The sequence below is a fragment of the Neptuniibacter marinus genome (assembly GCF_001597725.1).
GTDB classification, from domain to species: Bacteria; Pseudomonadota; Gammaproteobacteria; order Pseudomonadales; family Balneatricaceae; genus Neptuniibacter; species Neptuniibacter marinus.
On sequence record NZ_LUTR01000031.1, the window covers coordinates 15,008 to 27,012 of the forward strand.

Here is a 12,005-nt window from a genome sequence, read left to right on the forward strand (position 1 = left end):
CGTTTTTTTATGCACCTATCAGGCTAGCTCCGATTGAACAGTTAAGCATTAACGCCCTCACGGCAGGCAGTGAGCAGGCGTTCGGCAAAATCATCCTCGTTAACTGCACGTGCAATGGCTAAGCCTCCAATCATCAGTACCGCTTTTTTCATCGCTTCTTTTTCGCTCAGGGCTTTTTCCGCGTTATTCAATTCATGAATGTTATTAATAAAACCTTTCAGCACGCGGGTATAGGTCGACCGTACGTTGTCATCACGTTGATGGATATCGGTGGTTAAAAACGCAAGGGGACAGGAGAACTCGCCTTGTCGATGTTTATCGCTTAAATAGGTTTGAATAATATCAGCTAGCTTAAAGCCTGATTGCTCTAAAGTGTAACTTTTAGCAAGTTTGGCAGCCGTTAAAATAGCTTCGGCATAGAGCTCACTTTTAGACGTAAAGTGGTTGTAAAATGCGCCTCGCGTGAGGCCCGCATGTTTCATCACATCGTTAATGGCCACGTTATCAAAACCATTTTTGGTAAAAAGTTGTGCAGCGCTGTTAATGATCTTTTCGCGGCTTGTGTTTTTTTGTTCTGTTGTCCAACCCATTAGCTATCCCTCCTCGCTTGCGTTAAATGAGTATGGCATAGGTTTAAAATATGTTCTTGAACATATTGTGCTAGTTACTACAGTGGTACCTCATTATTCATAAAACTGGAGTACAGTTATGACTGCACCTATTAAAATTTACGGCCCCTCTTTTAGCACATTTGTACGTAGTGTCATGATGGCATGCGAATTTAAAGGACTCGCTTATGAAGTTACGACAGAGGTTAATGGTGAAGAGGTTGGCTTTCATACCGCGGGTCATAAAGCGATTCACCCTTACACTAAATTTCCTGTTTTATTAACGGAACAAGGCCCAATTGCTGAGACTGTCGCGATTTTGCATTACTTAGAGAATGCATACGGTGGTACACCCCTTTATCCAACAGATGCTTTTGCCCAAGCACAGGTTGAGCAGTGGAGTGGTATTAGTGGTATTTATGTGGATTTTTATATTGTTCGTAAAGTGCTTGTGGAGTTTATTTTTCCTAAAGGTGAAAATGGTTCAGTCCGTATGGATAAAGTAGAAGCGGCACTGCCTAAGGTTGAAAGCGCTTTGGCGATTGTTGCTGAACAGTTAGCCGAGCAGCCTTATCTTTGTGGTGATGATCTAACGGCAGCCGATTTGATTTTGATTCCAATTATCGACTATATCGAAAAAGCGGATGTAGGTAAGCCCCGTGTAGCTGAGCATGCAAATCTATTAGCCTATATTAATAGAATACGTAAAGAAGCATTCGCTAAAGATATTCTTAGCTAGAATATTCTCTTGTAGAAGGCCTGCCACTGGGCGAAGAACGGTGTTTTGATTGGGGTTGGAGGTGTAATTTATTCGGGTGCTTTTTTCTTATTCCTGCATGTAATTCATTCGCCCACAGGGTGGGCTCCTATATGGGATTATTTTTTTGTGGGATGGCTGCGTAATTCTTTCGCTCACAGGGTGAGCTCCTACACTGGGCGAGCATGTAGGAGGCCAGCCTTTATGCTCGGAACGAGTGTCTGGCCGAAGGGTTATGTGGTATCGGGTTAAGTGCGTAATTTATTCAGGTGCTTTTTGTGGATTTCTGCACGTATTTCTTTCGCTCACAGGGTGGGCTCCTACACTGGACGTGCATGTAGGAGGCCAGCCTTTATGCTCGGAACGAGTGTCTGGCCGAAAAAATCTTCCATAGATAGTATGTGCGCTTCCTTTACGAATGCTTTAAAATCCGCTTTCTGAGTCATTTTCTCGGTATTCAGGTAGGTTTTCCTACATCTCGTTTGCTACGTGGCCCGAAGGGCTGCCTCTATTTTGCGTTGGGATTACGCCCCAATTAGCGGAGTTTATATGTCTAATCAAGATCAGCAGGGCAACAATATTGTTGTTTGTGCGTTGTATAAGTTTGTCACCCTAGAAAATTATGAATCTTTACGTCAGCCCCTGCATGATTGCATGCTCGAGGCGGACGTAAAGGGTACCTTGCTACTCGCCGCCGAAGGTATTAATGGTACGATTGCCGGTACTCGTCAGGGAATTGACCAAGTACTTAATTGGTTACGCCAAGATGAGCGCTTATCGGATGTAGGGTATAAAGAATCATTTGATACCACTAACCCGTTTATGCGGACCAAGGTTAAGTTAAAGAAAGAGATTGTAACCATGGGGGTTGAAGGTATCGACCCTAAGCGTGTGGTAGGTACCTATGTGAAGCCGAAAGATTGGAATGCGTTAATCTCTGATCCTGATGTTGTATTAGTTGATACACGTAATGATTACGAAGTGGCGATTGGCACTTTTGAAAACGCTTTAGATCCTGAGACAAAAACCTTCCGTGAGTTTCCTGAGTATGTTTCTAATAATTTAGATCCTGAAAAGAATAAAAAGGTGGCGATGTTTTGCACGGGTGGTATCCGTTGTGAAAAGTCCACAGCCTACTTAAAAGAACAGGGCTTTGATGAGGTTTACCATCTTGAAGGGGGGATTTTAAAATACCTTGAAGAGGTGCCTGAAGCGGAATCTATGTGGAAAGGGGACTGCTTTGTTTTTGATGGACGAGTTTCTGTTAAGCATGGTCTTGAAGTTGGAGATTATGATCAGTGTCACGCGTGCCGGATGCCGATTACTGAGGAAGAAAAGCAGTTAGATAGTTACGAACGTGGTGTCAGCTGTCTTCATTGTATAGAAACCATGACTGATGAGCAGAAAAGCCGTTTCAGGGAGCGTGAACACCAAGTTCAGTTAGCGAATGCCCGTGGCGAAGCCCATTTAGGGGGGGAAGTTCAGGATGCGGTTAAAGCCCACCGAGAAGCTAAAGAAGCTTACCGTGAAGCACAGAAAAATCGCTCTAATAGCTAATTATCTAGCGCATAAAAAACCACGCAATTGCGTGGTTTTTTATTGTCTTAGGTTCGAGCCGTTAGAGCTTTTTTAGTTTTCGCAGCAAGGTTCTGCAATGACCTCAATTTTGTCGCCTTTGACGGCATGATAAAAACAGTTTGGACGTTCAGTATGGCAGGCCGGTCCTGACTGATCGACTAGACAAAGTAAGGTATCGCCATCACAATCAATGCGCATCTCAACTAGGTTTTGTACGTTTCCAGAACTTTCACCTTTACGCCAGAATGCTTGACGTGAACGTGACCAGTAGCATACATGGCCTGTCTTTAGTGTTTCTTCAATGGATGCGCGGTTCATCCACGCCATCATTAAGACTTCACCTGTTTCATTTTGCTGAGCGATAGCTGGAATTAAGCCGTCCTCATTAAAACGTAAATTATCTAAGGCTGAGGTTAGATCTGTTTGAGCGCCTATTTTTAAGGACTCTAAATCGTAGTAAAAGTTGTTTTTCATAATCTCTTTCATCTATGCAAGCTGATCTTGTGCGCATCATATCACAAGGTGCTTTTTAGCTAAGGAATAAAGATTGAATTTTTACCTCATCTTGTACTCAAAGGATAAGATAGCCAGTGGATATGAATATGCGTATTAGTTTGTTAGTGTTTATTGTAACGGTGTTGATAACTTTATTTTTCGGGCGCTACTGTTCATCGTTTATGGATGGTCAAGCTGATCTGCAAGATATCCTATCAACACAATCGATCTATGCGGATAATGGAAAAGCGAGTGAGCGAGGGGGAGATTGTTCTTCATAGCCTTACTTAGTGAATTCCACTAAGCAAAAGTTTATAAAAGGAGGAGACTTACCCTTTTATAAACATCCGCAGAGACGATTTGTTAGTATTTAGAGTTTTTTTAAGCGTCCTCAAGCGCCATAGAAGCCATCTTCATTGCACTTTCAAATGATTTTGCACCAGCAACAAATAGTCCATTATGACAAAACATAGCATCATCAATACCGGTTACATCTTGAAGTGCCTTGTCAGATAAGCCCGCCCAAGGTTTAGGGAGTGACTTTCTATCTTCAAATGAACCTAGTTCAGCAGGGACAGTTTGAATTCTCCATTGACCAGAATCTGATGGATAGACCATATATAACGCCTCTTTAGATAAGGCGTGTACTGTTCTTTTCCATGGTGTGTATTTTTCTAATACGATCACTCTTGGATCTTCTGCATTCTTAATCGCTTCAGCGACAATGGATTTAGCGCTAATGCCACCGTTAGTCGATGCAATAAAGCGTGTTAAAACACGTGATGCAAAATTAACCGCTTCATCAAAGCAGCTATCAAAGTGGCTGTCCTCTTGCCATGTAGGGTTAAACATAGAGATTGTTTGGCTAAGGCTAATACCTGTCGCAACGCCCTCTACATGGCCGCAATCGATCGCGTCAATAGTTGATACTAAACCTGCATCGACAGAGTCAGCAACTTCTTGGTTCCCTTTACATATCTCTAAACCATATTTCTGCCAAATCAACCCAAATGAAGAGTAGGGAATACCATTATCACGAGCACCTGCGCCGCCTCGCTGATGATGATCAAAACGGCCTGTGTTTGGGTCATATTCACCCCCCACATCAATCGCAAGGTCAGCTTGAGCGATCAACGCCAAATCCCGTGTGCGTATCAGTGTTAACGACGGGAAAATGTGCTTAAGGGCAGCGATACTGAAAACGTCATCTGCATGAAAGTTACCGCTGTGTGTTGCTACCGTTATATCAGTCATTAGTTTTTATCTTATAAAAAAAGAATAGAGGGTGATTAAGCTTACTGAATGGCAGTCCCATTTTGAGGGCATTTAATCAGTAAAATCATAGGGGCGATCCTATAGGAAGATCGCCAGTAAAAATAGTGGGGTATAGACTAGCTCTGCTTAAAAAAGTGGCTGTTAGTGCCAGTAGCATTAAGAAATGTCTAGTTTAGCTATTCCCTAATAGGTGAAGTAATAATGGCAGTTTTGGGCCGTACAGGGTAGAAAAAACGGCCATTATTACGACGTCATATCAAGCTCATTGTTAGGCTTTTACATGATGACTAAATGGAAACCTATACCCGCAATGCCTGCACCTAGGTATCTTAAGAGCTGCGCTCCATTTGCAAGCTTTACTGCAATGGTACCTATTAATACACCTATAACATGAATACTCGCTGTACCCACAATAAAGCCAAGCGCATAGTAGATCGGACTTGCTAAGTTAGGCATCTCAATGCCGTGTGCGTAGCCATGAAAAATGGCAAAAAAACCAACAAAACACATGGCTAAAATAGGTGCGATTTTTTTCTCAATTGTAAGTGATATACCTAAAACAAGCACGGAAATTGAGATGCCTGTTTCAACAGAAATTAAGGCAAAACCATTTAATCCTAGGATACCGCCCACTAACATTATGGATACAAAAGTTGTGGGTACTAACCATAGGGCTCGTCCGCCCATTTGGGCGCTCAGGATACCTACACTTAGCATAGCTAGTAGATGATCAAACCCAAGGACAGGGTGAGATAACCCCGCTAAAAAGCCTCCACCACTTGCTTGGTGTGCATAAGCGACGCTGGGAAGAAGCACAGAAAGGATGATGGCAGAGAGTGTTAATAGTTTTTTCATAATGAGTCCTTGTTTTTTCTTGTCTTTACCTAAACCAGTTGATTAGGTTCCTTTTTACTTCAAAAAGTTGAGGAGCATCTCCCAGATGCTCGGCTTGGCTTTTTTGTGGTACTCCGTACGTAACTGATCGACAGTGCTGAGTTGCTGTTGCAATGCATTTAGATTATCCGTTGTAGCGGGTGGAATTGCATCAACAAACCGTTCGACTTTATTTAAACCTTCCAGCGAAATATCTTTGCGTTCAGGTGAAAAATCATAGGTTTGCGCACTTTTGAGATATTTTTTGAACTCGCCAATATTTTGATTAAAAATCAGGGCAGAATCAGCATCCAGTGCATTTTTATAATGCAGCCGCATCTGCTTCATGGTCTTCTTTAAATTGATTGGCTCACCAGCGCTGCTATATCCAGAAAAAGCGACTAATAAGGTAAGCGACAAAGCGCTAAGGAATAGTTTTACAGCTGAGCGTTGCATAAACAAAATAGACCTTCACAGTGATTAGCGGGTATTTGCAAGGCAATATACCAGATCTGTGTTGTGAGCACCCTATAGATGAGTGTCACTCGCCATCACCGTCTGTAAATGGAGTGGCGAGCGGGCCTATTGGTTATGTTTAAAAAGCCATGTTTGAAAGGCCATGTTTGAAAGGTTAAGCCATAACGCCGATTATTGAGAGGGAATCACGACCGCTTGTTGACCAACAGGGATAGGTTGGCCACCTTGTTCCGCCGCGTATGTTTTGGCTTCCGGCAAGGATGAGAACCAGATATTGGGATAACCAGCATGCTTTAATGCAAGGTTATAATTAAGCGACTGTTTTTCGGGTTGGGCTTTGATTTTCTTCTTGTATTCAGACCAATTAAGGCTTCCCGCCTCTAGGGCTAACATCTGCAATATATGCTTGCGCTGGATGGTCTCTCGTCGGCGGTATAGTTCAGGTAATGAAATTTGACGAAAGGTTTCGCTGGAAATCAATCTTCGTAACACGGGGAGAGAGTGTGGACGTGAATCAGATCTCGCCGCACGGTGTAAGGATTTTGCCACGCGTAATATCGATTTGAGTATTTCGTTTTCGGGTGTGTTGAGACCACAGATAGGATGAGTCATATGCATATCGCCTACTTAAACCGGTCTACTCGCTATGAACCTGAGATGATATGCAAGCGGCTGCTTGCGGAATATATATGATTGGTACTGTCGCTTTTGCGAGGCAGGCGTCCAATAAGCCTGAGCACATTATCTTCTGACTAGGCTGTAGCTGTCAATATGGGATCTGTAAAAACGATCCGGTTTGCTGTATTAGCTCATCATGAACAATAAGATCATCTATTCGAATCAGTCTAATAGGCATAACCCTTACCTGTTGATATTTTCGCATACCCATAAGTATGAATTAAATTCAATAAAATCTGAATATAAAGCATTTTTATTCATTATAAATAGCAGGTATAAAATACATTCAGCGACTAAGCCTAGGCACGAGTGCTGTTGACCTTAATAAGAGCGCACAGATCAACATGATGGTGACGACTAACAGGGGGAAATGGAACTTCAACTAAGGCGGTTTAGCCATAGCAAGGAATAAATTCAAATTTTATATCAGGAAGTAGGGTGCGATTAGGATGAATACAGACTTTACCTTTACGATTAAGCGCGTTGGCTTCGATAAAAACTATTGTCCGTCAGACAATACGCGCATTACGACTAACTTTGCGAATCTGGCCAGAGGCGAGCATCGTCAAGAGAACTTATGTAATACCCTAGAGATGATTAATAACCGTTTTAACGCTATGGCGCATTGGGATAACCCTAACGGAGATCGTTATTCTGTCGAATTAGACATTATTTCTGTTGATCTCGATGTCGAGGGTAATGGTCAAACCTTCCCCGCTATTGAAGTATTAAAAACAAACATTGTTGATCATAAAACCGGTGAGCGCATTGACGGCATTGTAGGCAATAATTTTTCTTCTTATGTGCGGGATTATGATTTTAGTGTATTGCTTCTGGATCATAATAAGCATCAGCCTAAATTCAGTATCCCAGATAACTTTGGGGAGCTGCACGGTAAGCTTTTTAAATATTTTGTTAATTCAAAGGCTTATCAACAGCATTTTAAAAAACCGCCGGTTATTTGCCTCAGTGTGTCTGATAGTAAAACTTACTACCGAAAAGAGAATCAGCATCCCGTTTTAGGGTTTGAGTATCAACCTAATGAGCCATCCTTGACTGAGCAATACTTTGAAAAGATGGGCTTACAGGTTCGTTACTTTATGCCGCCCAATAGCGTTGCTCCATTGGCTTTTTATTTCCTTGGCGATTTACTGAATGATTACACCAACCTCGAACTGATTAGCACAATTAGTACGATGGAGACCTTTCAGAAAATATATCGGCCTGAAATTTATAATGCCAATGCTGTGGCAGGCCAGTGTTATCAGCCTAAGCTGAAAAACCAAGATCACTCCGTCACCCAAATTATTTATGACCGAGAAGAGCGCAACCAGTTAGCTAATGAACAAGGGAAGTTTGCTGAAAAAAATTTCATCAAACCCTACCAAACCCTGCTTGAACAGTGGTCAGCTCATTACGCTTAATCTCTAGGTCCAATTATTCATCTAAATAGACGGCATTATTTATTATGAAAACATTATTACCCACTTCAACTGCAGGCAGCTTACCTAAACCCTCGTGGCTTGCAGAACCTGAGACGCTTTGGTCACCTTGGAAGTTGCAAGGAGAGGCGTTAATTGACGGCAAACAGGATGCGCTACGTGTGTCATTACACGAACAGCAACATGCCGGTATTGATATTGTCAGTGATGGTGAGCAAACGCGGCAACATTTTGTGACGACTTTTATTGAACACCTCGATGGTGTTGATTTTGAGAAACGTAAGACCGTTAAAATTCGTGATCGCTATGACGCGAGCGTCCCCACAGTTGTCGGCCACGTTTCCCGCCAGAAACCTGTGTTTGTTGACGATGCTAAATTTCTACGCCAACAAACCAAACAACCGATTAAATGGGCGCTACCAGGCCCCATGACGATGATCGACACGCTCTATGATGATCATTATAAGAGCCGTGAAAAGCTCGCGTGGGAGTTTGCCAAAATTCTCAATCAAGAAGCGAAAGAGTTAGAAGCGGCGGGCGTTGATATCATCCAATTTGATGAACCGGCATTTAATGTTTTTTTTGATGATGTAAATGACTGGGGGATTGCGTGCTTAGAGCGAGCGACTGAAGGGCTTAACTGTCAAACCGCTGTACATATCTGCTATGGCTACGGCATTAAAGCCAATACTGATTGGAAAAAGACATTAGGACCCGAGTGGCGACAATATGAAGCCGTGTTCCCTAAACTGCAAAAATCGAATATCGATATTATCTCATTAGAATGTCACAACTCCCATGTACCTATGGAGTTGCTTGAATTGATTCGCGGTAAAAAAGTCATGGTCGGGGCGATTGACGTAGCAACCGACAAAATTGAGACAGCCGAGGAGGTCGCCCATACCTTGAGAAAGGCACTTGAATTTGTTGATGCTGATAAGCTCTATCCATGTACCAACTGCGGTATGGCACCTTTATCTCGTCAAGTTGCCAGTGCCAAACTCGAAGCGTTAAAAGCAGGTACAGAGATTATTAGGCGAGAGCTTTTAGCCTAAAAATAACGGGCTCAGAAAGACTTTTTAGTGAGAGGGTTTCACTACTGAAAATCGCTTTCAGCAAGGAATCTGAGCCGGTTATTCCTATTGATGCTTATGCTTGAATCCATGTTTTTTTATTTTTAGATACACGGTGAATCACTGGCGAATAACTAACCTCAACATAATCGCCTATCTCCTTCATCGTGTAATGGCCACTTTTATAAGCCTTCAGCATGAACAGATGCTGTGCTCGTTTAACGCGCTGTTAGAGCGAAACCCTATGATGCTGAAACTTTCCCTTTTTCAGGAAGATTTTTACTTGTTGAATCACCGCATCATCTCGCATAAGAAAGGGGTGAGAAACGGACATAATGATGTGGTCAGTCATCCCTTCTACTTTTGTGCTTTCGACAGACACTTTGCCATCGTCAGGGTTTGGAAGCATTTGAGAAAGTATTGGATTAATAGTTGAACTGCCCGCTATTACGCCGACTTGATAGGTCACTGCTCCAAGTGAATTTGGAACACTTGTTTTATCTGTGCCTAATTCTAAGCCTGCAGGGCCATTAATAAATTCAAATCCAGGAACGTTTTTTAATTTATCAACAACCTCACTTCCTTTATTCGGTGGACCTAGCATTACTACACGACCTAAGCGGTCTAATTTGTTATCACTTAAATATTGACGTAAAACAATCCCACCCAAAGAGTGAGTAACAAAATTTATGGTTAGGTTAGGTTTACATTGAGCGACAGCATTAGGAATATAATTTTTCGCTATACTCTCAATATCATGTTTGGTTGAAGGGTAGTCAAAGTTCACTACGGCATAGCCAGACTTTTCAAGTTCTGCTTCCATTTTATTCATAGAGCTATCGGAACGAGCCATCCCATGAAGTAAGACAACACATTCCTCCGCCATTGAAAAAGTACTCCATAAACACAAAATTAAACTGAATAATCTTATTCTCATAGGATACTCTCGATAGTGCGCTTTAGTGGACAAAGCGCGCTTGATCTTGCCCCGATAAAACGGACAGGTTCTCCTTAGTCGCAGCGGTACATTCCACAAATTTTATGACCATCGAGATCCAAGAAATAGCACAGGTGCTTTTTGCCAGTAGAATTATCACGTAAGCCTGGAGGAGCTTCAATGCTAGTAGCGCCGTTTGCTATGGCAACAGAATGAAATTCTTTTACTTGCTCTGGTGAGTCACAAGCAAAGCCAAGAGTTGAACCATTAGCTGCACATGCGGGGTCACCATTTATAGGCTCAGTAACACAAAACACTGACCCATTATGAACATAGAACAGTCGTTTCTGGCCAGTGTCATTTACATTATGTACTGGCTCGTTGATACCTAGCACAGCTAATACAGAGTTATAAAAACGTTCTGAACCTTCTATATCATCGGTTCCGATCATAACATGGCTAAACATTTCGATATCCTTTTAACAACTCAATGACAATTCATTTATTGAGATTTAATTGATGAAAGCAGCGTAAAGGCATAGGAGCTTAACGCCTAGCTTAGTGGGAGGAGCGTAGCGACGATCTACTACAGTTACTTGTGAAATAGCTTTTTATGCCAACCATTGGTACAAACCTATGCCACCAAAAGCAGGCATAATGACCAAGAGAGCCAACATGCCAAGGCAACCACCGCCCTTACCATGCATCGAGCCATGATCTTGTCGCGGGTTGTCCTTTAGCCACTGAAGGTGACAAGCGTTACAGTAAAGTTTTACAAATCCATTGTTCCAAGCTTGGATTGTTCGTGAGTCATACTCCGCTACCTTTCGGCAACGCGAACATTGAAACGATTTTTCTTTCGGCTTTTTTTGACGATTCAGAATTAAAAAAGCAATAACCGCAGGAACAATAAAAGGCCAACTGCTCTCTATTGAATTTGAACGGTAAAACTCAAACCCGCTGGCAGAAAGCGACAATAAGACAACCAGAATTGAAAAGTAATCAAGCACGGTTTTTTTTGGTGGTTCGATTCTATATGGACGTTTTCCTGCAGGCATACGTGAACTTTTTTGGATGCCTTCGATTACGACCCCTTTGGCTTTTAGTCTTTGCTGAGAGTCACGTATTGTTTCGTAGAGCACTTGATCGCCGATTTGAGGCCTACGTGCATTAGTCTTGACGCTAGACACATGGAAAAATAATTTTTCAGAACCGTCATCGGGCTGTATGAACCCGAAACCCTTATCATCTTTCCACTGGGTAACTTTACCTTTCATAAACTTTAACTATTCCTTATTAGACTGAAGCCATTTAACGCTTTGTTAAGCGGCAATAAAATTAGCGAGGAACGAGCAAAAGCCAGCTGTTTTTGTCCGTTTAAGCAACTTGTATGGTGGTTGCTTCACCAGCCACAGCATTACTTTTGGCCTTTGATGCAACCACTATGAACAATTCGATAACTACTATAAGTTGAGCAAACATTTCATATTGAGTGAGATCATAAGAAAACTCACCGTCAGCAATAATAAACCAATGTAAAAAAGGAATTGGGCCAATAAATCCTTGATACATCCAAACATTCCACCACAAAAATGATAATAAAAAAGAACCAACTATCAATACTACGATTTTTGATACTAATGGTAGCGACATACTCATGACCTTTTGCAACACCTAACGCCCGCACTTGCGGCTGGTTTGGAGCGCAGCGGAAAACCAGTCCGACAACATGCGCTTGTGTACGCCCAGCATGGGCATGAACTAATGAGGTGAAAGTCCTCTGTAGGAAGGTCACCATCCATAGCGATTTAT

Annotated in this window: 15 protein-coding genes; 5 read left to right on the forward strand and 10 right to left on the reverse strand. The window is 42.2% G+C overall.

What is annotated here, in order from left to right; all coding sequences use genetic code 11:
- Positions 1-41 precede the first annotated feature (41 nt).
- A complete protein-coding gene (locus A3774_RS15045) occupies positions 42-590 on the reverse strand; it encodes a TetR/AcrR family transcriptional regulator (RefSeq protein ID WP_067869495.1) in 549 nt (182 codons plus the stop codon).
- A 118-nt stretch (positions 591-708) separates the two neighbouring features.
- Between A3774_RS15045 and A3774_RS15050 the strand changes: the two genes are divergently transcribed.
- Positions 709-1,347, forward strand: coding sequence for a glutathione S-transferase family protein (locus A3774_RS15050; RefSeq protein ID WP_067869498.1), 639 nt, complete (start codon positions 709-711; stop codon positions 1,345-1,347).
- Between the two features lie 567 nt (positions 1,348-1,914).
- Positions 1,915-2,922, forward strand: coding sequence for an oxygen-dependent tRNA uridine(34) hydroxylase TrhO (trhO, locus tag A3774_RS15055; protein ID WP_067869502.1), 1,008 nt, complete (start codon positions 1,915-1,917; stop codon positions 2,920-2,922).
- A 72-nt stretch (positions 2,923-2,994) separates the two neighbouring features.
- On the opposite strand, the gene hisI is transcribed toward trhO, so the two are convergent.
- A complete protein-coding gene (gene hisI / locus A3774_RS15060) occupies positions 2,995-3,417 on the reverse strand; it encodes a phosphoribosyl-AMP cyclohydrolase (protein WP_075107995.1) in 423 nt (140 codons plus the stop codon).
- A 128-nt stretch (positions 3,418-3,545) separates the two neighbouring features.
- On the opposite strand from hisI, the gene A3774_RS16690 reads away from it, so the two are divergent.
- A complete protein-coding gene (locus A3774_RS16690; RefSeq protein WP_156473729.1) occupies positions 3,546-3,719 on the forward strand; it encodes a hypothetical protein in 174 nt (57 codons plus the stop codon).
- Between the two features lie 100 nt (positions 3,720-3,819).
- Here A3774_RS16690 and A3774_RS15065 read toward each other — a convergent pair whose 3' ends face one another.
- The 4 genes from A3774_RS15065 to A3774_RS15080 form a co-directional block, all read right to left on the reverse strand.
- On the reverse strand, positions 3,820-4,692 hold the full coding sequence (locus A3774_RS15065) for an MYG1 family protein (RefSeq protein WP_067869505.1): 873 nt from the start codon (positions 4,690-4,692) through the stop codon (positions 3,820-3,822).
- 297 nt (positions 4,693-4,989) lie between these two features.
- Positions 4,990-5,568, reverse strand: a complete 579-nt coding sequence (locus A3774_RS15070; RefSeq protein WP_067869509.1) for a HupE/UreJ family protein — start codon at positions 5,566-5,568, stop codon at positions 4,990-4,992.
- 54 nt (positions 5,569-5,622) lie between these two features.
- Entirely contained in the window at positions 5,623-6,042 is a 420-nt protein-coding gene (locus A3774_RS15075) for a cytochrome b562 (protein WP_067869513.1), read from the reverse strand.
- 192 nt (positions 6,043-6,234) lie between these two features.
- Positions 6,235-6,675 carry a hypothetical protein gene (locus A3774_RS15080; RefSeq protein ID WP_067869516.1) on the reverse strand — a complete coding sequence of 147 codons (441 nt, stop codon included), beginning with the start codon at positions 6,673-6,675 and terminating at the stop codon, positions 6,235-6,237.
- 515 nt (positions 6,676-7,190) lie between these two features.
- On the opposite strand from A3774_RS15080, the gene A3774_RS15085 reads away from it, so the two are divergent.
- Complete coding sequence (locus A3774_RS15085) at positions 7,191-8,165, forward strand: DUF1852 domain-containing protein (protein ID WP_067869519.1); 975 nt, start codon at positions 7,191-7,193, stop codon at positions 8,163-8,165.
- A gap of 44 nt (positions 8,166-8,209) precedes the next feature.
- Entirely contained in the window at positions 8,210-9,238 is a 1,029-nt protein-coding gene (locus A3774_RS15090; protein ID WP_067869523.1) for a methionine synthase, read from the forward strand.
- Positions 9,239-9,485: 247 nt separating this feature from the next.
- On the opposite strand, the gene A3774_RS15095 is transcribed toward A3774_RS15090, so the two are convergent.
- From A3774_RS15095 to A3774_RS15110, 4 genes are all read right to left on the reverse strand, one after another.
- Entirely contained in the window at positions 9,486-10,142 is a 657-nt protein-coding gene (locus A3774_RS15095) for an esterase/lipase family protein (protein ID WP_067869527.1), read from the reverse strand.
- 125 nt (positions 10,143-10,267) lie between these two features.
- Positions 10,268-10,660, reverse strand: a complete 393-nt coding sequence (locus tag A3774_RS15100; RefSeq protein ID WP_067869530.1) for a VOC family protein — start codon at positions 10,658-10,660, stop codon at positions 10,268-10,270.
- Positions 10,661-10,804: 144 nt separating this feature from the next.
- Entirely contained in the window at positions 10,805-11,470 is a 666-nt protein-coding gene (locus A3774_RS15105) for a cold shock domain-containing protein (protein ID WP_067869533.1), read from the reverse strand.
- Between the two features lie 100 nt (positions 11,471-11,570).
- The gene (locus A3774_RS15110) at positions 11,571-11,846 is read right to left on the reverse strand and encodes a hypothetical protein (RefSeq protein ID WP_067869536.1); all 276 of its coding nucleotides are present in this window, start codon (positions 11,844-11,846) and stop codon (positions 11,571-11,573) included.
- Between the last annotated feature and the right edge of the window lie 159 nt (positions 11,847-12,005).

Excerpts from the sequence above, each read along its gene's own strand:
- A3774_RS15045 (WP_067869495.1), bottom strand. The coding sequence starts at position 590 with ATGGGTTGGACAACAGAACAAAAAAACACAAGCCGCGAAAAGATCATT.
- A3774_RS15050 (WP_067869498.1), top strand. The coding sequence starts at position 709 with ATGACTGCACCTATTAAAATTTACGGCCCCTCTTTTAGCACATTTGTA.
- trhO (WP_067869502.1), top strand. The coding sequence starts at position 1,915 with ATGTCTAATCAAGATCAGCAGGGCAACAATATTGTTGTTTGTGCGTTG.
- hisI (WP_075107995.1), bottom strand. The coding sequence starts at position 3,417 with ATGAAAAACAACTTTTACTACGATTTAGAGTCCTTAAAAATAGGCGCT.
- A3774_RS16690 (WP_156473729.1), top strand. The coding sequence starts at position 3,546 with ATGCGTATTAGTTTGTTAGTGTTTATTGTAACGGTGTTGATAACTTTA.
- A3774_RS15065 (WP_067869505.1), bottom strand. The coding sequence starts at position 4,692 with ATGACTGATATAACGGTAGCAACACACAGCGGTAACTTTCATGCAGAT.
- A3774_RS15070 (WP_067869509.1), bottom strand. The coding sequence starts at position 5,568 with ATGAAAAAACTATTAACACTCTCTGCCATCATCCTTTCTGTGCTTCTT.
- A3774_RS15075 (WP_067869513.1), bottom strand. The coding sequence starts at position 6,042 with ATGCAACGCTCAGCTGTAAAACTATTCCTTAGCGCTTTGTCGCTTACC.
- A3774_RS15080 (WP_067869516.1), bottom strand. The coding sequence starts at position 6,675 with ATGACTCATCCTATCTGTGGTCTCAACACACCCGAAAACGAAATACTC.
- A3774_RS15085 (WP_067869519.1), top strand. The coding sequence starts at position 7,191 with ATGAATACAGACTTTACCTTTACGATTAAGCGCGTTGGCTTCGATAAA.
- A3774_RS15090 (WP_067869523.1), top strand. The coding sequence starts at position 8,210 with ATGAAAACATTATTACCCACTTCAACTGCAGGCAGCTTACCTAAACCC.
- A3774_RS15095 (WP_067869527.1), bottom strand. The coding sequence starts at position 10,142 with ATGGCGGAGGAATGTGTTGTCTTACTTCATGGGATGGCTCGTTCCGAT.
- A3774_RS15100 (WP_067869530.1), bottom strand. The coding sequence starts at position 10,660 with ATGTTTAGCCATGTTATGATCGGAACCGATGATATAGAAGGTTCAGAA.
- A3774_RS15105 (WP_067869533.1), bottom strand. The coding sequence starts at position 11,470 with ATGAAAGGTAAAGTTACCCAGTGGAAAGATGATAAGGGTTTCGGGTTC.
- A3774_RS15110 (WP_067869536.1), bottom strand. The coding sequence starts at position 11,846 with ATGTCGCTACCATTAGTATCAAAAATCGTAGTATTGATAGTTGGTTCT.